Here is a 23,607-nt window from a genome sequence, read left to right as displayed (position 1 = left end):
GGCGGATTGGCATCTGGCAAAGCAGTCATCATGTGTTAACGACGGTTATCCGCCACAAACTGCTGCACGGCGCTCAGCTCAGCTGGCAATACCGTGTAGTGCTCTTCACGCTCCAGCAAATCATCCATATGCGTGGGCAGGGGTACACCCTGGAAGCCTGCCTTCACCACAGCTTCAGCAAACTTGGCCGGGTGTGCGGTGGCAAGCGTTATCATCGGCGTTGATTGATCAGCGCGGACACGCTCAGCAGCGCGGTAGCCCGTGGCGGTATGCGGGTCGAGCATTTCACCAGTACGGTGATGCGCTTCGCGAATGACGTCCAGAATGGTCGCATCGTCCACACTAAAACTTGAGAACTTCTCGCGCAGCTTGGCAAGCGGCGCATCGGCAAGTGCGGTGGGCTCTTGCTGAAAGCGCTCCAGCAGTGCCGCCACGGCGGCGCCATCACGCTCATAAGCATCAAACAGAAGACGCTCGAAGTTCGACGACACCACGATATCCATGGAAGGCGCGAGCGTTGCCTCAAGCTCCTTCTTGGAGAAGTCGTTGGCGGCCAGCGTACGGTGCAGAATGTCGTTGGAGTTGGTGGCAATGATGAACTGCTTGACCGGCAGCCCCATTTTGTACGCCATGTAGCCCGCAAACACGTTGCCAAAGTTGGCCGACGGCACACAGAAGCTGACCTCGCGATGCGGAGCACCCAACGCCACACCCGCCGCTACGTAGTAAACAATCTGAGCCATGATGCGCGCCCAGTTGATCGAGTTGACCGCCACCAGGCGCGTGCCGTTCAGAAAGTCTTGATTGGCAAAACTTGCCTTGACCATGGCTTGAGCGTCGTCAAAATTGCCTTCGATAGCAATATTGAAGACGTTATCGGCCAGCACCGAGGTCATCTGGCGGCGCTGCACTTCGGACACCCGCTGGTGCGGGTGCAGAATAAAGATATCCAGGTTGTCGCAGTGGCGGCAGCCTTCAATCGCCGCCGACCCGGTATCGCCCGAGGTGGCGCCCATGATCACCGCGCGCTCGCCGCGCTTTTTCAAAAAGTGATCCAACAGGCGGCCCAAAAGCTGTAGCGCGACGTCTTTAAATGCCAGCGTCGGGCCATGGAACTGCTCAAGCAGGAAGTGATTGGCGTCGAGCTGCTTGAGCGGCACCACCGCATCGTGAGTGAAGGTGGAATACGCGTCGGTCACGATGGTGCGGAAAGTGTCGTCGTCGATCTCGCCGTTTACAAACGGCTTCATGACCCGAAAAGCAATCTCGGCGTAAGAGAGCCCGGCCATATCGGCCAGCGCTTCTTTCGAGAGGGTGGGCAGCTCTTCCGGCACGTAAAGGCCGCCGTCGCTGGCCATACCGGTTAGTACGACTTCTTCAAACGAGAGCGCGGGCGCCTGCCCACGCGTACTGATATAGCGCATAGTGGGTTACTCCCCTTCGCTCAGGCTTTCCACGCGGATGCGTGTCACCGGTCCGGCGATATCGGCCATCGCTTCGATTTCACGAATTGCTTCGTTCATCTGCTTCTCTTTGGTGCGGTGCGTCAGCAGAATAATCGGCACCAGCTCGCCTTCGGTTGCCTCTTTCTGGATCAGTGCCTCAATAGAGATGCCCTGCTCCGAAAGAATGGTGGCTACGCGCGCCAGTACACCAGGGCGATCCACCGCCAACAGGCGCAGATAATACGCCGTAATGATGTCTTCCATCGGCATAATCGGCAGTTGGCTGACATCTTCATCAATACCGCTGAACGCCAAATAGGGCACGCGATAGTGGTGGGCAGTTGTAATATCACGAGCCACATCCAACACATCAGCAACCACGGCGGAAGCCGTTGGTTCAGCACCCGCACCGGCACCGTAGTAAAGCGTGGGGCCTACCGCGTCACCCATGATGGCAATGGCGTTTTTGACGCCATGCACATTGGCCAGCAAACGCTCTTTGGGGATCAACGTGGGGTGAACGCGTAGCTCAAGCCCCTGGTCGGTACGCTTGGAAATACCCAAGTGCTTAATAACGTAGCCCAGGTTATCGGCCTGCTCGACATCTTCAGCAGTAATCCGTGAAATACCTTCGGTGAAGGCTCTTTCAAACTGAAGCGGTACACCGTAAGCAATCGAGGCCAGAATGGTCAGCTTGTGCGCCGCATCGATACCTTCCACGTCAAACGTGGGGTCGGCTTCGGCGTAACCCAGTGCCTGCGCTTCGGCAAGTACGTCTTCAAAGGCTCGGCCTTCGTCACGCATGTGCGTCAGAATAAAGTTGCCGGTGCCGTTAATGATGCCTGCCACCCACTCAATGCGGTTGGCACCCAAGCCTTCACGCAGCGATTTGATAACCGGAATACCGCCTGCAACGGCGGCTTCAAAGGCGACGATAACGCCCTTTTCATGAGCCGCCTTGAAGATTTCATTACCGTGAACAGCAATCAACGCCTTGTTAGCAGTGACCACATGTTTGCCATTGGCAATCGCGGTGAGTACCAATTCACGCGCCATGTCATAGCCGCCAATCAGCTCGACCAGCACATCAACGTTAGGGTTAGTTGCCACCTCGAAAACATCGGTGGTTGCATTAATACCGGTAATATCGCAGTCGGGGTGAATACTACGGTGAGCCACCTGCTCAATCACAATAGGGCGGCCTGCACGGCGTGCAATATCATCCGCGTTGCGCGTCAATACATTGAACGTGCCGCCGCCAACCGTGCCTAGCCCACAAATGCCTACTCTTACCGGTTTCAAAATACATCCCCTTTCGTGGTGGGCGCCCTTGGCGCCTGGTCTTAAATTCAGTGTCTCAGCGTCACCGCTCGTTAACGGTGCTCTCTATTGGTGGGCACTTGTTGGGCGTGCCTATTGCTATGTTTCTGTTGCTACGTTTCTGTTGCCAAGCGCCTGCTTCAAAGCGCCTGACAGGTCAAGCTTAGACGTCGCCCAAGCCTAACATGACGGCAAGCCTTTCTGGCGGTACATAGCCTGGTACCATTTGGCCATCGGGCAGAATAATCGCGGGCGTGCCCTGTACGCCCAGCGCCATACCCAACTCATACTGTTCAGCCACCGGGTTATCGCAATCCGAAGGGCCCGATAGTGGCTGGCGCTGCTGGGCACGGGTCATCGCTTCACTACGATTATCCGAACACCACGCTTGCTGCATGGAGGTCGCCGCATCGCTGCCCATACCCGCCCGTGGGAATGCTAAATAGTGTACCGCAATCCCGCGCTCATTAAGCTCAGGCACGGCTTCGTGAAGACGCTCACAGTAGGGGCAAGTGGGGTCGGTAAATACTACCACGGTGGCTCTTGGCTCATCGACACCGCGATACACAACGCGCTCAGACTCGGGGATGCTTGCCAGTGCCGCAACACGCTCCTGATTTTTGGACTGCTCGGTTAAATTGACCAGCCCCGTCTCGGCATTTTCGAAAAGATCACCCACCAAAAAGTGGCTACCATCGACGTTGGTGTAAAACGACTCGCCGCTTTCCAAGCGCACGTGGTAAATGCCTTCCATCGGAGCCGTCGTTACGTGCTCAACCGGCATCGGCTGACCATTAACGCTCAGCGACTCACTCAGTCGTTGCGTGACGGCATCTGCGTGAGCGGCGACCGGCAAAACGCTGGCGATGGCGAGCGTGAGTAATGCCGTGCGTAAAGAAGGAGTAACCGTACGTTGACGCATTCTATCTTCAACCTCGCGGATGGTGTTCTGCATGTAAATGCTCCAAGCGGGCTTGGGCAACATGCGTATAAATTTGAGTCGTAGATAAATCGCTGTGGCCTAACAGCAGCTGTACGACCCGTAAATTGGCCCCATGATTCAATAAATGTGTCGCAAAAGCATGTCGCAGCGTATGCGGAGACAGCGGACGCGAGATACCAGCCGTGATGGCATGCGCTTTTATACGGTGCCAGAAGGTCTGTCGCGTCATGGCTTTATCATGGCGCCCTGGAAAAAGCGCTGGCCTGGTCGGGTCGCTCATTAGCGCAGGTCTGGCCGTTTTCATATAGTGCGCAAGCCAATCTGCTGCTTCCTCCCCCATGGGCACCAAGCGGTCTTTATCCCCCTTACCGCGCACACGCACCACATTTTGGCGCAGGTTCACCGCATCGCCGGTTAACGATACAAGCTCCGATACGCGCAGCCCACAGGCATACAGCAGCTCCAGCATGGTGCGGTCGCGCACGCCCAGCGGTGTATCAACATCAGGCGCCATCAGCAGGCGCTCGACCTCCGCCTCTTCCAGCGTATTGGGCAAGCCTGGCTGCACTCTGGGAAGCTTAACATCCACCAGCGGGTCGCTAACCACATGCCCGTGTAAGCGTGCCCAGCGATAAAAACTTCTAAGGCTTGATAACAGCCGGGCGTTGCTTCGCAGTTGATAGCCTTGCTCTCGGCGGGCATCCAACCATACGGGAAGCCGCTGCCCCGTGGGAGACAATATATCCTCACCTTCTGCTACCAGATAGTGCTGCCACGCGGTTAAATCGCGCCGATAGGCGGCTAACGTATGATCACTGGCGCCTTGCTCTAACCATAGGGCGTCCAAGAAAGCATCAATGACGCTCATACGTTAATCGTCTCCTGCTGAGTATATGACCACATAAACAAAACCCCGCCCCGCAAAGCGGTGACGGGGTTCTTGTATCCGGTGCGACACGTGCCCAAGACGTACGTCAAGAACAGTGCGCGCCCGAGAAAGCGTCGCTTAGGACAGCTTTTCTTTGATACGTGCTGACTTACCGCTACGCTCACGCAGGTAGTACAGCTTGGCTTGACGCACGTCACCACGACGCTTGACTTCAAGAGAGTCAACCAGCGGGCTGTAGGTCTGGAAAGTACGCTCAACGCCAACACCGTGAGAAATTTTACGTACGGTGAAAGCGGAGTTCAGACCACGGTTACGCTTGGCAATAACAACACCTTCAAACGCCTGCAGACGCTCGCGGGTGCCTTCCTTAACTTTTACTTGAACGATAATGGTGTCGCCCGGCGCAAAAGAAGGAATCTCTTTGCCCATCTGCTCGTTTTCGATCGCCTGGATCACCTTGTTCTTGCTGCTCATCTTCATACTCCTAAATAACGGAATGGTTTGCCACGCAGTTGTGGAAGGGGCAAACCGTGATCCCGGCGCTCGAATCGAGCCACACGGGAGTCGTTATGGGTGACACAGGTCCGTAGGCTTGCCGTCGATATGTAGACGACGTGCCCTTTCCGTCCTGCACCGCCGCTCTGCACCAGGTCGTTGAAAATAACCTACTTGGCAGACAGAGCGTGTTCCTCGATAAACTCATTCAGCAACTGCTGTTGCTCGGCATTAAGCTCGCGCCCTTCTAACAGGTCGGGACGGCGCTGCCATGTGCGGCCTAACGACTGCTTCAACCGCCAGCGCTTGATGGCTGCATGATTACCGCTTAGCAGCACATCCGGCACCTGGCGCCCGTCGATACTTTCTGGACGGGTATAGTGCGGGCAGTCCAAAAGACCGTCATTAAACGAGTCTTCGATAGCGGAGTCCTGATGCCCCAATACACCGGGAACCAACCTCGCCGCTGCGTCAATCAGCACCATGGCGGGCAGCTCACCGCCGCTCAGCACATAGTCGCCAATCGACCACTCTTCATCGATGTCACTCTCCACCACACGCTCATCAATCCCCTCATAGCGCCCTGCCACCACCACAAGGGGGCCAGTAGCGGCTAATGCCTGAGCGCCTTTTTGATCAAGCTTACGCCCTTGGGGCGAAAGGTAGATCACCGTAGGCACCTGGCCGGTGGCTTGATGTGCCCGTTCACGGGCATCGTGGATAGCGCCACGGAGTGTATCGACTTTCATCAACATACCCGGGCCGCCGCCATAAGGGCGATCATCCACACTGCGATGGCGGTCGGTGGCGTAATCTCGCGGGTTCCAAAACTCCAAGGCAATACGTTGCTTCTCTATCGCCCGACCTACTACGCCCTGCTGGGTGAGTGCATCGAACATTTCAGGAAACAACGATACTACGCCGATCCACATAGCGGGCGTATCCATATCATTGCCGAGCACCGCTGTTTGCACATCGGCCGCTTCGTCATTGATCAAAACTCAGGGTCCCAGTTAACGACCATACGGCCATCTTCAAGGCTGATTTCGACAATCACGTCATCAGGCAAAAACGGGAGTAGCCGCTCGCGTTTGTCGATCGCGTCGTCATCGCCGCGAACCACCATGACATCGTTGGCGCCGGTTTCAAACAGGTAGCTTACCCGCCCTAACCGCTCGCCGGCTTGAGTGAAGACAGCCAAGCCTTCAAGCTCATGCCAGTAATACTCATCGGCTGACAGTGTAGGCAGTGCATCTTTGGGCAGTAAAATATCCGCTTGCGCCAGAGCCTCAGCGGCATTGCGGTCATTTACGCCTTTAATCTGCACAACAAGGCCTTTACCTTGCCGACGTCCCTGAACAATGGCCATTCGCGTCAGGGTTTCCCCTTGGCGCACCCACCATTCGGGATAATCCAAAATGCTGTCCATGGGGCTGGTGTAAGAATACACCTTGAGCCAACCCTGCACCCCGTGGGGGCTAGTCAGCTTGCCTAACACCACATGCGTGTCGTCAGTTTGGCTTGTTTCAAAACACGTCATCGACGACCTCAACGTACAGCAGTCCAGACTCTACCGTGAACAGACTTACGCCTGTTTACGCGCTTCTTTAACCAGCTCAGCAACACGACCAGACAACTGGGCGCCTTGGCTCTGCCAGTGAGTAACACGTTCTAGATCAACGCGCAGACGCTCTTCCTGACCACGAGCAACCGGGTTGAAGAAGCCGATACGCTCGATGAAACGGCCGTCACGGGCGTTACGCGAGTCAGTCACAGTCAGGTGATAAAAGGGACGCTTCTTGGCGCCACCACGTGCCAAACGAATGGTAACCATACGATAACTATCCTTCGGTTGAGGTTACGAGAGTGGAAAATAGCGCAAACCGCCACCAGAACACTCATCATACTGTTTTCTTGATACGCGGCTCACTTGAAGATAAGTGGCTGCTTTGTACCATTTTAGGCCTTCACAACCGGATGTTACGGCAATGCTTACGCATATTTTGCCAACACCCACGTATGAAGAGGCCGCATTCTACGCAAATGCGCCCTGATTGGAAAGCCTGACAGCCAGAAAACTCACAATACGTCAACCACTGCATTAACGGCTAAGCACTGACGCGCTCAACAAGTGTCACGCCAACTCTCACGACCTGCGTGGCGCGCGTAGGCGTCTTTACTCTTGCTTCAAGCAGGCGCAGTGCTTCAAGAGCCGTTTCCTGTACCGGGTTACGCACCGTCGTTAAAGGGCAGCGCCCCCAAGCAGCGCCTGGAACATCGTCAAACCCGGTAACCGCTATCTCATCCGGCACCCGCATACCGCGCTGCGCAGCGGCTTCGACAACGCCCAGCGCCATGGCATCGTTGGCGCAGATAACTGCATCCAATGACTGTCCGGCATCCAGCAGCGCCAGCCCTTCATTCAGCCCACTTTGCAGCGAGAAGTCTCCCCGGTGCACGGCCATTAACGCCAAGCCGTGGTGGCTCAGTGCCTGCTCGACGCCCAGCCTGCGCTCCTGGTCAGAAAACGTATCCTCAGTGCCGCCCAACCAGGCAATCCGTCGGCGCCCTTGCTGGACCAACCGGTCCACCAGCAAATGCATACCTTTTATATTGTCGCAACACACGGCATCAGCCCCACTGCTTTCCAGCACGCGTCCAATCAATACCAGCGGCGCCCCTGAAGCCCGGCAGCGGTCGGCGATCTCGCGACTCACCGAGCCTGCCGCCACAATAGCCCCCTCAACCTGATAGGCCAGCGCATGGTCGATCACCTCGGTGACGTTACCGCCGCGCAACGCTGGCAATAGTAGCGGCTGATAGCCACGGGAGCTGAGCTCAAACACCAAATGCTCAAGTAGCCAAGCCTCATAAGGACGCGATATCTCTCCGGCCACCACCGCGATCAATCCAGTGCTACGCCCCGTCAGCCCCCGAGCGATAAGATTGGGCCGATAACCCAGCGCCTGAGCCACGGCTAAAACGTGTTCGCGCTTTTTTGCCGACACCGACGCTCCGGCTGTAAAAGCGCGTGAGACCATGGCGCGAGATACGCCTGCCGCTTGGGCTACATCATCGGCGGTTACGCGTATCGGCATGCGCCAGCGCCTCGGGTGTTTTTCAACATGATGACCGCTCAATCAACAAGATAATTCCGCCATCCTAGCACCCCTTGGTTGCCTTTTAAGCGTTTTAAAATGTACATCAAAGCGTCATCAACGCCTCGTAAAATCACCTTATTAAAATTTTGCACGCGCGTTCAAAATTACGCTTGTTATCCGTCTTCTACCTTTTATGGAGCACCGAGAATGAGCACCGAGGCATTGACGCTCAATGACGTGACGATTGACCTCAGGCAGAAACGCATTCTGGAAAACATCCATCTTGATGTCGCGCCAGGAAGCTTCACCTGCCTGCTGGGTCCATCCGGCGGCGGAAAAACGACGCTGCTGCGCGCCATTGCTGGCTTCACACCTCTAAGCCGTGGCGACATACGTTTAGGCAAACGGTCTATCACTCATCTGCCGCCTGAAAAACGCCAGACCGCCATGGTGTTTCAGTCCTACGCGCTCTGGCCGCATATGAGTGTGGGGGAAAACCTTGGCTACCCGCTGAAACTGCGCGGCGTCCCTCGCGAGGAGCGCGCCCGAAAAGTTGCCGCCATGCTGGAGCGCATGGAGCTTGGTGGTTTTGAAAGCCGTGCGGTCACGCAACTCTCTGGCGGCCAGCGCCAGCGTATCGCCCTGGGGCGTGCGCTCATTATTGACCCACCTTTATTACTGCTCGATGAGCCACTTTCCAACCTGGATGCCGCGATTCGGCGCAGCCTGCGCAGCGAACTGCGCCGCCTACAGAAGTCGCTGGGCATTACCACCATCATGGTGACCCACGACCAGGAAGAAGCGCTCCAAATGGCCGACCAGATCGTCCTGATGCGCGGAGGCCATGTCGTGCAGGTAGCGCCACCCCAAACGCTTTATCACCAGCCGGCTGACGTGGCCGCCGCACGCTTTTTGGGTGTGGATAACACCGTTGCTCGGCAAGCCTCGGACCCCGCGATGGCCTCTGCTGCCACCACATTTGGCTTTCGTACGCGTGACGCCTTGATCAATGTCCCCCAGCATCCTGCGATGCTGACGCGTAAAGGGCGGGTTACTGACTGCGTTTATACCGGCGATGGCTATCAAATATCGCTTTGTGCCGAACAGGCTGAGCTTTGTGCTACGTCGGCCACTCCTATTGCTCCGGGTACCTTTGCCGTTGTTCAGGTACCGCAATCGGCCCTGATCCCTTTTGGGCCGGACGATCGGCATCTGCCGCCACTTGATCGACAAGAGGATATTGCATGAAACCCTTCGCCCTTACGCTCAGCCTGATCGCCAGCGCCATTGCTACACCTGCCATGGCCGCCACAACGCTTAACGTGTTTACGGCAGGCGACGACAACATGGTCGAGTACATTAATGAATTTCTCGCTCCTCGCTTTGAAGCCATGCATCCGGATGTCAGCGTCCGCGCCATGGGCACCGGCCCCGGCGATGCAGGAAGCCAAGCTATTTACGAAACCCTAAGCGCTCAGCGTGATAAAGAGACGTGGGGCGTCGACGTTGCAGTCATCCACCAGCGCATGGCCGGGCAGATGGTGGAAGAAGGTTTACTAAGCACCTATACCGGCGCGCTTGAAACCGGTGATTTGGTCAGCGCGGACAGCGCGCGTAATGCGCTGGGCGTTGATGTCGAAGGCTATGTTATGCCGATGTTTCAGAGCCAGATTGCCATCGCCTACAACCCGGCCCTTTTAGAACAGCCGCCGGAAAGCTACGCAGCGCTTGCCGACTGGGTTGAGGAGAACCCCGACCAGTTTGGCTATAACGGCATCACCGGCGGCATGGCAGGCGTAGGCTTTGTCTTCGGCTGGATGTACGCCTTTACTGACATGGCCGACACGCTGCAAAACGGTCCTTGGGAAGAGGGCGCGTCTGAGCACTGGACAACAGCACTTGATCAGCTGCGTACTTTTAACCAGCACGTCACCCTGACACCCGGCAATGCGGGCACCATGGACGCCATGAACCGCGGCGAAATCGCCATGGGCCCGGTGTGGATGGACATGTACTACACCTGGATGACCGATGGTCGCCTCAACCCCGATTTCCGCCTGCTACTGCTCGAACCCGGCATGCCCGGCCAGCCGATGTACTACGCGATTCCTGAGCGCGCAGAGCATGCTGAGTTGGCGGCTGAATTCATTGCTTTGGCAACGAGCCCTGAGGTACAGGCTGAAGGTATTGTCGGCACGTTTAACTGGTTCCCCGGTATTGATGCCGAGCACGTTCGCAGTGAACTGAGCGACGAACAGTGGGCTCAGCTCTATGCTGACGTATCGCCAGAGACACTTGCTGAACGTGGCCGCTCCATGCCGCAAGCGGATTACTTCCGTGCCATTCTCGAAGCCTATGAAAGCCACGTCAGCCGCTAAGCGCTGGACGATCAAGCGCTCGATGATAACGCTTTGATGATCATTACCCGGGGACCTTCGCGCCCCCTTCACTGTGGAAAGCGTTTATGACGACTTCGCCCTCTTCAACCTATCCCATTGCGATGTCTGGCAAGCGATTCCCGCGAATAAGCTTGGGTATATTGCTGGTTCTGCCTGCGCTAACCGCGATTACGCTGCTCTATGCGCTGCCCTTGCTACGCTCGCTGGTGACAGCTTTTCGTAGCAGTGATGGCGGCTGGACCACCGACCACCTCGTTCGCGCCTTTTCGCTGTATGGCCGCGACGTGTTGTTCTCTATCGGCGTCGTATCAGCAGCACTTGCGCTCATCGCCGTTATCTCCATTGCGATTTCAGGTTATCTGGTGCTGGGCACCACGCCCTGGGCCGTTCGCTTATTGCGCTGGCTCTACCGCTGGCCGCTGTTTATTCCATTCGTAGTAAGTGGTCAGATTGCCCGCTCATTTTTATCGACCAACGGCATGATGAACGGCGTACTGATCGAAACAGGCCTAATGATGCCCGAGAGCGCGCAGAGCTTTTTGGATTGGCGAGGATTAGTGCTGACCTTTGCTTGGAAACAGATCCCGTTTGTGACGCTTCTCTTGGCCGGTGCCATGGCCGCGATTGACCGCAGCCATATTGAAGCCGCCCGCAACATGGGCGCGAGCCGCCTGCGCTGCCTTTTCGGCATTATCCTGCCTCAGGCAGCGCCCACCCTCTGGGTCGGGTTGATTCTGTCGCTGGTCGCGATGCTTTCGGTCCTCTCGGTACCGATGATGCTGATTGCCGGTAACCCCACCATGATGACCTCAATGATGGCCCATCGAATCACGTACTACGGTGACTACGGCGTCGCCAATGCGCTGGGGCTGTTCTCCTACGCGTTAACGGCGGTAACCGCATGGATCTATTTGCGTCTGACCCTGCGCCGCGAGGTGACCTCATGAGTATCACCCGCGCACTTTCGCCGATAGGGCTGGGCCTTTTACTGGGCGTGGTTGCCTTTATTGTTTTCGGGCCGCTGTTGAATCTTGCTCTTTGGGCCTTTGCCGAGCAGTGGTTTTACCCGAATCGACTGCCTACCGGCTGGGGCTTTTCCTTTTGGGAGCGCGTGTTCCGCCCACGTGCCGGCGCTTGGACATCGCTTTTCAATACCGTACTGGTTGCCTTTTCCGCCGTTATACTTTCAATGGCGCTGGCCATTCCTGCAGGCTACGCCCTGGCACGTCAGGCGTTACCCGCGCGTAATGTGATTATGCTGTTTTTTTTATTGCCCCGGGCATTTCCCAATCTGCCGATTTTCGTCAATATCGCCGCCATTTTTTATCAGTGGGGGCTCAACGGAACGCTAATTGGCGTAGTGCTGGTGCATTCGCTTCCGGGCCTTGTATATGCCGTTTGGATCGCGACCGCCGCATTCTCTACGGTGGACCGCTCGCTGGAAGAAGCGGCCCGCAACCTGGGTGCCTCTCCGCTGCGTACGTTTGCCGGTATCACCCTGCCCCAGGCGCTGCCTGGCCTGCTTGCCGCGTCCATCTTCGTATTCCTCGACAGCATTGATGAGTTCACCGGGACGTTTTTTGTCGGCGCACCGGAAATTACCACGCTGCCACTGTTGATGTTTAACGCCTCCATGGGTGGCAACTATCAGGTGGCGGCCATTACTGCGTTGATTTTGCTGATCCCGTCGGTCGGCTTCATGTTGGTCATCGAGCGTTTTCTAAAAGCCGATGTCCTGTCACGCGTGGGCCGTTAACGGCCCGCGTCATGTTATCGAGTTCTGTACATGCTGATTGCCCATTTATCTGACCTTCATGTGTTTACTACACAGTCTGAAACCGGCGAGTCACGTTTGGATATCGCCCACGTGGTTGAACGTATCGTGAGCGACCTTGTGTCGCTTAGCCCACCGCCCGATCTTGTTGTGATCAGCGGTGACCTGGCCGACGGCGGGACCGAAGACGACTATCGACTGATTCGCCGCTTGCTGGCACCACTGGAAATGCCCATTCTGGCCGTCCCGGGCAACCACGATCGGCGTGAAGCCATGCGCGCAGTGCTGGGTGACCGACTTTCGGGCTTGCAGCCAGGCAAGTTTCTGCACTCCCGTGTGGAAGCAGTCGGTGTCACGTTACTGGGCCTGGACTCAATTATTGTTGGCAAACCTCAAGGCGCGCTATGTAGCGAACGCCTGGATTGGCTGGAAAATCAGCTTCGCCATACCCAGCCGTTAACGTTCCTGGTGATGCATCACCCGCCCTTTATGACGGGCAACCCTCACTGGGATGACTACAGCCTGATCGAGGGCCGAGAGCGTTTCGAGGCTATTATCAGCGCGTCTCCCAAACGCATTCTATGTGGGCATATTCATCAGCCCTTCCACACCTTGTGGGGGCAACACTACAGCGCCATTGCGGGCAGTCCTGCGTTTCAATACGACCTGGTGCCGGGCAGCCAAGCGAACCCGACACTCAGCGATGTGCCTTACAGCTATCCGCTACATGACTGCCAGCCAGATGGCAGCGTTCTGGTTCACCTGCGCCATATAACCTAAAAGCCAGCACCGAAGGGTGCTGGCTTTTAAAGCGTGCGGGCCTTTAATTGGCTCGCCACCAGGTTCCAGGCGTGTGCTTAGCGCCAGGGCAGGCCGCCGGGGCCACCCATACCGCCACCGCCCATGCCTCCCATTCCACCTGGACCGCCAGGACCTCCGCCGCCGCCCATCATGCCGGACATGCCGCGCATCATTTTCTGCATGCCGCCTTTCTTGCCCGCTTTCTTCATCATCTTCTGCATCTGCTTGTGCTGCTTGAGCAGACGGTTCAGGTCGGGCACCTGCAGGCCAGCACCGGCGGCAATCCTGCGCTTGCGCGAGCCGTTGATAATATCCGGCGCGCGGCGCTCCTTGGGCGTCATGGAGTTGATCAGCGCTTCAAGCTTACCCAGCTCCTTTTCAGGGCCGGGGCCCTGGGCCATTTCGGCCATTTGCCCCATGCCGGGTAGCTTGCCCAGAAGGCCACCCATGCCGCCCATCTTTTTGAGCTGTTGCAATTGGTCGCGGAAGTCTTCCAGATCAAAGCCATCGCCTTTTTTGACCTTGCTGGCAAGCTTGGTAGCTTTGTCTTTATCAACCGTGCGCTCGGCTTCCTCAATCAGCGACAGCATGTCGCCCATGCCGAGGATGCGTGATGCCACACGATCCGGGTGGAAGGGCTCCAGAGCGTCAACTTTCTCGCCCACCCCCATAAACTTGATGGGCTTGCCAGTAATATGACGTACCGACAGCGCCGCACCGCCACGCGCATCACCATCAGCCTTGGTTAAGATAACCCCGGTCAGCGGCAGCGCATCGTGGAATGCTTTCGCGGTATTAACCGCATCCTGGCCAGTCATCGCATCGACGACGAACAGCGTTTCTTGCGGTGAGATCGCCTTATGCAGCGCCTGGATCTCCGCCATCATGGCTTCATCAATTGCCAAGCGACCCGCGGTATCTACCAGCACCACATCGTGGAACTGGATTTTGGCGTGTTTGATCGCCGCTTCGGCAATATCAACAGGCTTCTGGTCAGAGCGCGACGGGAAGAAGTCGACTTCAACCTCTTTGGCCAGCGTCTCCAACTGGTCGATGGCTGCCGGGCGATAAACGTCGGCCGACACCACCAGGACTTTTTTCTTCTCGCGTTCGCGCAGGTAGCGGGCAAGTTTGGCTACCGACGTGGTTTTACCCGCCCCTTGCAAACCGGCCATCAACACAACGGCTGGCGAGCCTTTGAGGGTTAGGCCTTCGTTGGCCTCGCCCATAATGGCTTCCAGCTCCTGCTGGACGATTTTGACGAACTGTTGACCGGGCGATAGGCTCTTGGACACCTCTTGCCCAACCGCCCGCTCGCGAACGCGTTCGATAAAGGCCTTGACGACCGGCAGCGCTACGTCGGCTTCAAGCAGCGCTTTGCGCACTTCGCGCAGGGTATCTTTGATATTGTCGTCGGTCAGGCGCGCCTGACCTTTAATCGACTTCAACGTCTGGGAAAGACGCTCACTGAGATTCTGAAACATGGGGCCTCTCTGCCTCCGTCGCTGTCGCCGGGCCTACGCCCCTGGACTGATGTGCATGGATTATACGCGCTCACGCCTTGAGTCTCCATGACTGTCCGCGCGGGCTAACGATGGCTGTGCGATACTGCTTTGATTGGTTATAGTAGTCGGTACACGTTAACTTAACTGTTTTTTACTGCAACGCGCGAAATGCGCGCACGGATAGCATCATGCAGGCGCTGCCTTTCGCCACGATCGCTTTTGTACTCTATGTCGCTGCTGCCACTTGGCAGGGCATGACCCTTTTTCGCCGCGTGCCGCCACGCCAAGGCATGGTGCGCCTGTTGGGCGCCTTGGGCCTGCTGCTCCATATCCCGGTGGTCGTCCAACTGATGGGGCAATCCCCAGGCCTTCTGCCTGGGTTTACCACCAGCGCGACGCTTTTCATGGCGGTCGCCGTTAATGTGCTGTTGATAGCGAGCCTTTTCAAGCCGGTGCTTAACGTCGGCATCGTTCTCTTTCCTTTAGCGGGTGTCGCGCTGATTACCGCCACCTGGCTCCCCAGCCACACTAGCCAAACCGGCTTGACACCCGGCATTCTGCTGCATGCCATTAGCTCCGCGCTGGCGTTTGCCATGCTCGCGATTGCAGCGATACAGGCAATTCTGGTGGGATTACAAAACCAGGCGCTACGCCATCACCATATTCGCGGCATCGTGCAGTCGCTTCCTCCGCTAACCACGATGGAACGCGTCCTGTTTGAGTTGGTCTGGGCAGGCATTTTGCTACTAACGCTCTCGATTGTGAGCGGTTTTATCTTTCTTGATAATATTTTTGCCCAGCATTTATTACATAAAACCGTTCTCTCATTAGGTGCATGGGTTATTTTCACAACCCTACTGATTGGCCGCTATCGCTTCGGTTGGCGCGGCATGCGCGCAGTACGGTGGACGCTGGGTGGTTGCACGCTTTTGATACTGGCCTACTTTGGCAGTAAGTTTGTGCTTGAGATACTGCTCAATCGCTAAGCCCATATACACGGCTATGGCTGTCTTGACACACCTTCTTCTAGCTTCTACAAACCGTGCTTGATACGGCATAAAGGAATTTTCGACTTGAGCGACGACTTCCCCTTGGGATTACTATTCGGCCTTCTTGGCTTACTGGTACTGCTATCGGCATTTTTCTCTAGCTCTGAAACCGGCATGATGTCGATTAATCGTTACCGCCTGAGCCATCAGGCCAACAGCGGTGATCGGCGCGCCAAACGGGTCATGCGCCTACTTACCCGCCCTGACCGCTTGATTGGCGTCATTCTAATCGGCAACAATTTCGTCAATAATCTTGCGGCATCCATTGCGACCATCATCGCTATTCACTTTTTCGGCGAAGTATCAGGCCCGGCGATTTCTACTGCCATTTTAACGATTACTATTTTAATTTTTTCCGAGGTTACCCCCAAAACCTACGCGGCGATTAAACCTGAGCGTATTGCCTACCCCAGCTCTATGGCGCTGGAGCCGCTTTTGAAGCTGCTTTATCCGCTGGTGTGGCTGGTGAATATGATCTCGAACGGCCTACTGCGCCTACTGGGCGTGAAAAGCGTGGAGAATGGCGGCGACAACCTTACCCGCGACGAGCTGCGTACCGTGGTACATGAGGCCGGCACGCTGATTCCCTACCGCCACCGGGCCATGCTGCTGTCGATCCTGGATCTTGAGAATGTCACGGTCAACGACATTATGGTGCCGCGCCATGAAGTGCTGGGGATTGACCTGGACGATTCGTTGGAAGATATTCTGACCCAAATTCGTACCAGCCAGCACACCCGCTTACCGGTATATAAAGGCGATATCAACAACATCATCGGCATGCTGCACTTGCGCAATGCCGCGCGCTTTTTATCCCGTGACGAAGTAACCAAGGCGGCAATTGTCCAGGAAGCACGCGAACCCTACTTTATTCCTGAGTCCACACCGCTTCATACCCAACTGCTTAACTTTCAAAAGCAGAAGCGGCGTATCGGTATCGTGGTAGATGAGTATGGCGATGTCGAAGGGTTGGTAACGCTTGAAGATATTCTGGAAGAGATCGTTGGCGAGTTCACCACGGACGTATCGGAAGATGAAGAGATTCATCAGCAGGACGACGGCAGCCATGTCATTGAGGGTACGGCCAACATCCGTGAAATCAATAAAATGCTGGGGTGGCACTTACCAACCGATGGTCCCAAGACCCTGAACGGGTTGATTTTAGAGCACCTTGAAGCGTTCCCCGAAGGCCCCGCCAGCCTGCAAATTAACAATATCCGTATGGAAATACTGGAGATCCGCGACAACCTGATCACCTCTGCCCGCTGCTGGCAAAACGTGCGTCTTCCAAGACGCCAGCCCTGACAGCACTTGAGACAGATAGCACTTGAAATGGACAGCACTGGGGACGACATGAAGCGCGTTAGCGCGCGTCAATATCTTTATCGGCGGCCACTTTTAGCGCTCGCACCCGCGTTTCCAAATAGCCACGCAGCGTAACCCCATCCACCTCTTGCACATTAATGGGTGGGCCAAAATGCAGGCTAACCGGCGCCCTAAAGCGGCTTGGCCACTTTTTCAGCGCTTTACCGTTGTAGTGTGATGTCCAGGAGCCCCACAAGCCTGCCAGCCCGGCAGGAATCACCGGCACATTATCGCGTGCCAGAATAGTTTCCAGCCCGCGTCTGAAGGTATGGATATCACCGTCTGGCGTTAACCGCCCTTCCGGAAATACCATAACGACTTCCCCTCGGCGCAGTGCCAGGCTCACTTCATCCAGCGTACGCCGCAAGGCGCCGGGGCTACGCCGCTCGGACTCAATGGGAATAGCGCCGACAAGCTGAAACCACCACTTGAGCCAAGGCGAATCGAAAATTGGCTGATCCATAACAAAACGCAGTGGCCGAGGGCTACCGCCCCCCAAGACCAGAGCATCCATAAAGCTTACGTGGTTGCACACAACCAGCGCACCGCCGCGTTTGGGGAGGTGATAACGCCCATGCACATGCAAGCGATAGCAAAGTCGCATAGCCAGATAAATCAGGCTACGCAGCACTTGGCGGACAGCATTGATCCACCATCTCACGACGCCGGCTCCCGGCGCCGAAGCCCCGCCAGCACCGTACTGACCAACTGATCCAGCAGTTCATCCACTTTAAGCTGCTGGCCTTGCCAATACCCCAAGCGTTCATTTAAGCCCAGCTGTACCAGCCCATGTACGCTGCCCCATAGCGTGCGCCCCAGCCGCCGAGCTTCGAGATCGTCAAGCGTGGGCTGGTACTCTTTGAGGGCGGATTCCACTTGGGTAAACAGCGCTTCAATGAGATGGCTTTGACGCTGATCAAGCTCCCCTTCTTGCGCCAAAGGATAATCAAACAGCAGCTTCCAGCGGTAGCAGTCTTGCTCGGCGAAGTGCCAGTACGCATGCGCCAGCGCACGCAGCCAAGGCTCTGGCGCGTCTGCCGATAATGACGTAATGGTCTGCTTCAAGCCCGCCAACGTTTCGACGTTAACGTGCTGCAATAAGTTGTTAAAGCTGCCGTAAAGTTTAAGCAGCGTACTGGGCGCGCAGCCAACCTCTCTAGCCAGGGCACGCAGGGATAAATCGTGGACTGACTGTACAGCCAACCAATCATCACAAGCTTTCATGACCTGCGCATGGAGGGCATCGGGCGCATGCTGTCTAGGACGGGCCATGGCGATCTCTTCAGGTCAACGAATAACAAGAAAGAATGCCTCACAGCGCTTTAGCGTGAGCAAGGGGTGATATAGGATACCTTATATCGAACACTGTTTTCGACACTAAAACGCCACATTTAGCGCATTCTTGTGCATCTGTAATCTCTCCCATGACATGATTGAGCCGATTCTGCTTAAGGAGACTGGCATGACCGGACGCCTACATGTACACAACTTACCGCTCAAGCGTCTTCTGCCCTCACTCAAGGCGACATCCGCGCTGGTGGAATCCCCCAATCTGGCACCCCGCCAACCCGTTTCGGCTATTCGTTTAGCCCAGGGTGAATTGCAGCTCGAATCAGTTTTTTGGGGGCTAACCCCCCCGTGGTTAACGGTGCTGGATCACGCTCCACACTGCGCTAGAGCTGAGACACTCAGTTCAAAAGCCATGTTCCATGAAGCGTTTCAGGCTCGTCGCTGCGTTATTCCTGTCAGCGGTTTTTACGTCTGGAAAGCACTGCCGCGACACAAACAGCCTTATCTGGTCACAGAGGTGAGGCGCGCGCCCTTACTGCTCGGTGCGTTATGGTGTCGCTACCATACAACGCTTACCGCGTTTACTGACTCAACAGCACTGATTAGCGTACCGGCCAACGCATGCCTGGCACCGCTTAGCGGCCGATTGCCGGTGGTCATTCCTCCGCATGCATTGACCACATGGCTTGATCCCGATAGCCCTTTGGAAACCGTTAAAACGTTATTAACACCCGCGCCCTTGGAACTATTAGGTGCGTTTCCAGTATCCAAGCATGTCAACAATCCTGCCTATCAATCAGCCGCTTGCGCCCACCCGGTTGGGCCAATGCTGCAATGGACCGTCCCACAGGAGCCGTAATGTTACGACCGAAAAGTAGACTATTTTATTCGCGCGTTGTACTGGCAGCGGTGCTCAGCTCCGTATGGTTTTCTCCCGGCGTGCTGGCCGCTGGTGATGACCCGATAGAAGACATTGTCATCCCGATTGCCAGCCCCTTTGACAGTCGCGACTATCGCGTGCTGACGCTTGAAAATGGTCTACAAGCGCTATTGGTAAGCGATCCTGACGCCGATAAAGCCGCTGCATCCATGAACGTCCGAGTCGGTAGCGCCCAGGATCCAGATGATCTGCAAGGGCTTGCCCATTTCCTTGAACACATGCTGTTCCTGGGTACCGAGGCGTATCCCGCTCCAGACGCCTATCAGCGCTTTATTTCTGACCACGCGGGCTCCCATAACGCCTTTACCGCTCAGCAAGATACCAACTATTTTTTTGATATCGAGCCCTCCGCTCTGCCGGAAGCGCTTGATCGCTTTAGCGAGTTTTTCCTGTCACCGCTGTTTAATGCCGACCATTTAGAGAGCGAGCGCAATATCGTTCATTCTGAGTACATGGCAAGAATTCGCGATGAGTCCCGACGCGAAAACGACGTGCTTAACCAATTGCTCAACCCTGACAATGCCACCACAGGATTTGCCGTTGGCAGCCGCGAGACGTTAGCCAGCCCACCGGCGGGAGAAGCGACGCTACGCGAACGTGTCATCGATTTTTATCACCAACATTACGATGCCAACGTAATGAACCTGGCCGTCGTTGCCCCTCAGTCGCTTGATACACTCGAAGAGTGGGTGGTGGAGCGTTTTGCGGATATTCCTGACAATGGCCTGAGCGTTCCTACGATTGATGCACCGCTGGTAGATACCGATACCCTGCCACGCTACGTTGAGCGTCAGTCACTGCAAGATCGCCGCCAGCTGCGTTTTTACTTCCCCATCCCTGACCCCGAAAATGAGTACCACGCAAAACCCACTCATTTAATGTCGCATTTGCTGGGCGATGAAGGGGACGGCAGCCTTTTGGCGGTACTGCGTAACGCAGGTTTGGCCGACGGCCTGTCCGCAGGTGTTCAGCGCGGTGATGGTCAGGACGCCCTGTTTACGGTTTCCATTAGCCTGACGCCTGCCGGTGCCGAGCGGCTTGATGATATCCAGGCTACGCTATTTGCCGCCATTGATCAGCTGCGTGACGATGGGTTGGCTGACTGGCGCTATACTGAACTGCGCGATTTGAGCGAGCAGGCATTTCGTTTTCAACAGCACGGCGCACCCCAGCAGGAAGCCACTCAGCTCGCCATGAATTTGTCCCGCTACCCGGTTGAGGATGTGCAGTATGCCGCGTATCGCATGGATGCACCGGACACTGAGCGCCAGCAAGCGTATCTGGCTGCGTTAACGCCGGACAACATGCTGCGCTTTTACTCTGCGCCCGAGGTGGAAAGTGACACGGTTTCGCCCTGGTTCTCGACCCAGTGGCGAGAACAACCGCCTGTTCAAGAAGGTCTCGCGCTTGAAGGTTTGGCCCTGCCTGAACCCAACCCCTTTATTGCCAGCGACCTTGCCCTTATTGAAGGCCAGGACGAGCACCCAAGCCTAATGATCGACACGCCATTCTTTAAGGTTTGGCACATGCAGGACTCACGCTTTAATACACCAAGCGTTGAGTGGCGGGTCAGTTTGCAGTATCCCGACGCCAGCTATTCGGCCGAAGAGGTCGTACTGACGCAGTTGCTGGCTGGGTGGCTAAACGACAGCTTGAATGAATCACTTTATCCCGCATGGATGGCCGGTCAGTCGTTTAGCGCCTACCCGCACGCACGTGGGATGACGCTATCATTTTCCGGTTGGCGTGATGGTCAGACACCGCTTATTGAGCAAGCCATTGATCAGCTTAAAACGGCTGAGATTAGCGAAGGCGCCTTTGATCGCGTGCAATATCAGCTGCAGAGAGAGCTGGTTAATGCGCCGCAATCATCGCTTTATGGCCAGGCAAGCCGCACGCTGGGTGAAGCACTGCTGACCCCACGCTGGTCGACAGCCGAACTACTTGACGCCAGTCAGCGCCTTGACCAGCAGCACCTTGAGAACTTCCGTAAGCACTTTTTGGGCGGACTCTATATCGACGCCATGGCGATTGGCAACCTGGATGAAGCACTCGCCCAGGAACAAGCCGAGCGGGTGCGCAGCAAACTGCGCCCAGGCTTGACGCGAGAAGATATTCCAACGCTTAGCCCGCTGGCCATTGACACGACTTCCAGCGTACTGCACCCGCACAGCACCCGCGACGAGTCCCTGGTGCTGCGTTACTTACAAGGGCGAGACCAAAGCCCTAAAGAACAAGCAACCATTAGTGTGATTGCCCAGTGGCTGGAGACGCCCTTTTATCAACAGCTGCGCACGGAAGAACAGCTGGGCTATATTGTGAACGCGGGTTATTCACCCCTGCTTGAGGCACCTGGCATTGCACTACTCGTTCAATCGCCGGATGTGGACAGCGAAACGGTCGCTGCGCACATGGATGCCTTTTTAGCTGACGCTGGCGAAGCACTTAAGCAACTCGACGATGCTGAACTCGACGCCTATCGCAAAGCGGTCCATGCCAGTCTGAGCGAGCGTGATACCAGCCTTGCGGGCATGGCTAACCGTTACTGGCAGGCCACCGCGCTGGATGAGATCCGCTTTGACCGTCGTGAAGAGCTGGCCAACCTGGCACTTGAGGTTAGCGCTGCGGATATTCAAACTGCATGGCCAGAGCTACTTGGCCACCAGCTTGATATACGCTTCAACCCGGGTGATGAGCCCAGCGATGTAACGCCTTACCGCGAAGCACTAACGCCGTTTACCCGGCGCAACACTCTGTAAATGAGTGTGCCGCTCAGGCATCGAACGCCTGGGCGGGCATCATGGCCTCGACAAACATTACCAGCTCTTCAAGGATCTGCCGCTCACGCTCGCTGAGCGGCTGCTGATTGTAGCGCTCGATCTCCCGAGCAAAGGCCTTAAGCGTAAAGCCGGACATCGCCGGATCATTAATACGCATCCAGCGAAACGCCTCCCACTGCTCGCGCTCGTCACCTTCCAGCGTGTCAGGGTAGCTACGCGCCCGATAGCGAAACAGCATCTCCTCAAGACGCGGATCCTGAAAGGCAAACCGCTGCCCTACCAGATCCCAGGGTTCCATCTCACGCACCTGCTCCATCTGCTGCCGGTCGACGGCGGAAAAGAAGTTGCCGGAATAAAGCATCATGTCAGGGTCGTGGGGGGCGTCATCAAAGTTGGTCTTAAAGACCTCGGCCACTTTAGGCATCACCCCTTGGGCGCTGCGCAAGGTTTTCCAGTGCTGACGGCACGTTGCAATATCCAGCCCAAGGCGCTCAACAATCGCGCCATACGCTCCTTTTTGCGGCCCCTCTATATCCTTGAGCACACTCGACGGAAAGATCACCGGGCAACGGTTGATATGAATGACCTTGAGTGGAATACGCGCTTCACCTTCCGCTAAATCCTGCTGACTGACAAAGACGCGCTCGCGTATTTGCTCAGGCGAAAGCGTAAGAAAATCGCTTGGATCAACACTCAGGTCGTACACAATCATCCCATTAGGGTTGGTAGGGTGCTCAGCTAACGGCATTACCAGGGCGCTGCAACCCCGGCTGGCCGGGTAGCGGCGGGAAATGTGCAAAAGCGGCTTGGCATTAGGCAGGTCAAGCTGCTGGGCAACCGCGCACTTGCCACGCAGGCCAAGCAAGTAATCGAAAAGCTTAGGGTTACGCGTCTTGAGCAGTCGCGCTAGGGCAATGGTTGCCCGAACGTCGGCCACCGCATCATGCGCGCCTTCATGCTCAATCCCGTTGGCTTTGGTTAAGTGCTCAAGCTTAAAGCTTGGCGCACCATCTTCACGTAGCGGCCACTCAATGCCATCCGGGCGCAGCGCGTAAAATGCGCGCACCACATCAATTAAATCCCAACGGGAGTTACCGTTTTGCCATTCGCGGGCGTAGGGGTCGAGCAGGTTGCGATAGAACAGGTGACGAGACACTTCATCATCAAAGCGTAAGCTGTTGTATCCCGCAACACAGGTGCCCGGCTCGCTCATGTGGCGCTGCACTTCACTGGCAAACTGCGCTTCAGGCAGGCCGTGACGTCGCGCTTTTTGTGGGGTAATCCCGGTAATCAAACACGCGGCAGGATGAGGCAGGTAATCGTCTGCTGGCTTGCAGTAAAGCTCGATAGGCTCACCGATCTCGTTTAAGTCCGCATCGGTACGCAGCGCAGCAAATTGAGCGGGCCGATCTCGACGTGGATCGGCCCCGAATGTTTCATAGTCATGCCACAAAAAACTGGCAGGGGCGGCATTAGGTGGCGCCATGAACAAGCACTCCGCAAGGCAGCAA

The 23,607-nt window shown here is 56.3% G+C and carries 22 protein-coding genes; 9 read left to right on the top strand and 13 right to left on the bottom strand.

What is annotated here, in order from left to right:
* Positions 1-35: 35 nt before the first annotated feature.
* From thrC to ACT3R4_RS04585, 9 genes are all read right to left on the bottom strand, one after another.
* Complete coding sequence (gene thrC / locus ACT3R4_RS04625; RefSeq protein WP_441677821.1) at positions 36-1,424, bottom strand: threonine synthase; 1,389 nt, start codon at positions 1,422-1,424, stop codon at positions 36-38.
* A 6-nt stretch (positions 1,425-1,430) separates the two neighbouring features.
* Positions 1,431-2,747: a homoserine dehydrogenase gene (locus tag ACT3R4_RS04620; protein WP_172118532.1), complete on the bottom strand. Its 1,317-nt coding sequence runs from the start codon at positions 2,745-2,747 to the stop codon at positions 1,431-1,433.
* Positions 2,748-2,928: 181 nt separating this feature from the next.
* Positions 2,929-3,720, bottom strand: coding sequence for a DsbC family protein (locus ACT3R4_RS04615; protein ID WP_441677819.1), 792 nt, complete (start codon positions 3,718-3,720; stop codon positions 2,929-2,931).
* Entirely contained in the window at positions 3,695-4,576 is an 882-nt protein-coding gene (gene xerD, locus ACT3R4_RS04610) for a site-specific tyrosine recombinase XerD (RefSeq protein ID WP_441677817.1), read from the bottom strand. Before xerD ends, ACT3R4_RS04615 begins: the two co-directional genes overlap by 26 nt.
* Positions 4,577-4,714: 138 nt before the next feature.
* Positions 4,715-5,071 carry a 50S ribosomal protein L19 gene (rplS, locus tag ACT3R4_RS04605; protein ID WP_087110090.1) on the bottom strand — a complete coding sequence of 119 codons (357 nt, stop codon included), beginning with the start codon at positions 5,069-5,071 and terminating at the stop codon, positions 4,715-4,717.
* A gap of 191 nt (positions 5,072-5,262) precedes the next feature.
* Positions 5,263-6,024, bottom strand: a complete 762-nt coding sequence (gene trmD, locus ACT3R4_RS04600; protein WP_441677954.1) for a tRNA (guanosine(37)-N1)-methyltransferase TrmD — start codon at positions 6,022-6,024, stop codon at positions 5,263-5,265.
* Between the two features lie 62 nt (positions 6,025-6,086).
* Positions 6,087-6,632, bottom strand: coding sequence for a ribosome maturation factor RimM (gene rimM / locus ACT3R4_RS04595; RefSeq protein ID WP_441677815.1), 546 nt, complete (start codon positions 6,630-6,632; stop codon positions 6,087-6,089).
* Positions 6,633-6,677: 45 nt separating this feature from the next.
* Positions 6,678-6,926 carry a 30S ribosomal protein S16 gene (rpsP, locus tag ACT3R4_RS04590; protein WP_009724081.1) on the bottom strand — a complete coding sequence of 83 codons (249 nt, stop codon included), beginning with the start codon at positions 6,924-6,926 and terminating at the stop codon, positions 6,678-6,680.
* Between the two features lie 274 nt (positions 6,927-7,200).
* Complete coding sequence (locus ACT3R4_RS04585; protein ID WP_441677813.1) at positions 7,201-8,190, bottom strand: LacI family DNA-binding transcriptional regulator; 990 nt, start codon at positions 8,188-8,190, stop codon at positions 7,201-7,203.
* A gap of 210 nt (positions 8,191-8,400) precedes the next feature.
* On the opposite strand from ACT3R4_RS04585, the gene ACT3R4_RS04580 reads away from it, so the two are divergent.
* The 5 genes from ACT3R4_RS04580 to ACT3R4_RS04560 all read left to right on the top strand — a co-directional run bounded on the left by ACT3R4_RS04580 (position 8,401) and on the right by ACT3R4_RS04560 (position 13,146).
* The gene (locus tag ACT3R4_RS04580) at positions 8,401-9,441 is read left to right on the top strand and encodes an ABC transporter ATP-binding protein (protein WP_193055180.1); all 1,041 of its coding nucleotides are present in this window, start codon (positions 8,401-8,403) and stop codon (positions 9,439-9,441) included.
* The gene (locus ACT3R4_RS04575) at positions 9,438-10,571 is read left to right on the top strand and encodes an extracellular solute-binding protein (protein ID WP_441677811.1); all 1,134 of its coding nucleotides are present in this window, start codon (positions 9,438-9,440) and stop codon (positions 10,569-10,571) included. Before ACT3R4_RS04580 ends, ACT3R4_RS04575 begins: the two co-directional genes overlap by 4 nt.
* A gap of 86 nt (positions 10,572-10,657) precedes the next feature.
* The gene (locus ACT3R4_RS04570) at positions 10,658-11,539 is read left to right on the top strand and encodes an ABC transporter permease (protein ID WP_216658100.1); all 882 of its coding nucleotides are present in this window, start codon (positions 10,658-10,660) and stop codon (positions 11,537-11,539) included.
* The gene (locus ACT3R4_RS04565) at positions 11,536-12,348 is read left to right on the top strand and encodes an ABC transporter permease (RefSeq protein WP_441677809.1); all 813 of its coding nucleotides are present in this window, start codon (positions 11,536-11,538) and stop codon (positions 12,346-12,348) included. The genes ACT3R4_RS04570 and ACT3R4_RS04565 overlap by 4 nt, the downstream gene beginning before the upstream one ends.
* Positions 12,349-12,378: 30 nt before the next feature.
* Positions 12,379-13,146 (top strand): metallophosphoesterase, encoded by a 768-nt coding sequence (locus ACT3R4_RS04560; RefSeq protein ID WP_172118540.1) that lies wholly within the window; start codon positions 12,379-12,381, stop codon positions 13,144-13,146.
* 77 nt (positions 13,147-13,223) lie between these two features.
* Here the strand turns inward: ACT3R4_RS04560 and ffh are convergent, their stop codons facing one another.
* Positions 13,224-14,651, bottom strand: coding sequence for a signal recognition particle protein (gene ffh / locus ACT3R4_RS04555; RefSeq protein WP_172118541.1), 1,428 nt, complete (start codon positions 14,649-14,651; stop codon positions 13,224-13,226).
* Between the two features lie 209 nt (positions 14,652-14,860).
* On the opposite strand from ffh, the gene ACT3R4_RS04550 reads away from it, so the two are divergent.
* Entirely contained in the window at positions 14,861-15,658 is a 798-nt protein-coding gene (locus ACT3R4_RS04550) for a cytochrome C assembly family protein (RefSeq protein ID WP_087110110.1), read from the top strand.
* Between the two features lie 87 nt (positions 15,659-15,745).
* On the top strand, positions 15,746-17,026 hold the full coding sequence (locus tag ACT3R4_RS04545; protein ID WP_172118542.1) for an HlyC/CorC family transporter: 1,281 nt from the start codon (positions 15,746-15,748) through the stop codon (positions 17,024-17,026).
* Positions 17,027-17,084: 58 nt separating this feature from the next.
* On the opposite strand, the gene ACT3R4_RS04540 is transcribed toward ACT3R4_RS04545, so the two are convergent.
* Both ACT3R4_RS04540 and ACT3R4_RS04535 read right to left on the bottom strand, forming a co-directional pair.
* The gene (locus ACT3R4_RS04540) at positions 17,085-17,690 is read right to left on the bottom strand and encodes a 1-acyl-sn-glycerol-3-phosphate acyltransferase (RefSeq protein ID WP_441677952.1); all 606 of its coding nucleotides are present in this window, start codon (positions 17,688-17,690) and stop codon (positions 17,085-17,087) included.
* 53 nt (positions 17,691-17,743) lie between these two features.
* A complete protein-coding gene (locus ACT3R4_RS04535; RefSeq protein WP_172118544.1) occupies positions 17,744-18,358 on the bottom strand; it encodes a TetR/AcrR family transcriptional regulator in 615 nt (204 codons plus the stop codon).
* A 190-nt stretch (positions 18,359-18,548) separates the two neighbouring features.
* Between ACT3R4_RS04535 and ACT3R4_RS04530 the strand changes: the two genes are divergently transcribed.
* A complete protein-coding gene (locus ACT3R4_RS04530; RefSeq protein WP_172118545.1) occupies positions 18,549-19,235 on the top strand; it encodes an SOS response-associated peptidase in 687 nt (228 codons plus the stop codon).
* A complete protein-coding gene (locus ACT3R4_RS04525; RefSeq protein ID WP_441677806.1) occupies positions 19,235-22,075 on the top strand; it encodes an insulinase family protein in 2,841 nt (946 codons plus the stop codon). Before ACT3R4_RS04530 ends, ACT3R4_RS04525 begins: the two co-directional genes overlap by 1 nt.
* A gap of 13 nt (positions 22,076-22,088) precedes the next feature.
* Here the strand turns inward: ACT3R4_RS04525 and sbcB are convergent, their stop codons facing one another.
* On the bottom strand, positions 22,089-23,582 hold the full coding sequence (gene sbcB, locus ACT3R4_RS04520) for an exodeoxyribonuclease I (protein ID WP_441677804.1): 1,494 nt from the start codon (positions 23,580-23,582) through the stop codon (positions 22,089-22,091).
* Between the last annotated feature and the right edge of the window lie 25 nt (positions 23,583-23,607).

Origin of the sequence: Halomonas sp. AOP7-E1-9 (assembly GCF_052376035.1) — a bacterium.
Taxonomy (GTDB): Bacteria; Pseudomonadota; Gammaproteobacteria; order Pseudomonadales; family Halomonadaceae; genus Vreelandella; species Vreelandella citrativorans.
This window is presented reverse-complemented; position numbering and strand designations above follow the sequence as displayed.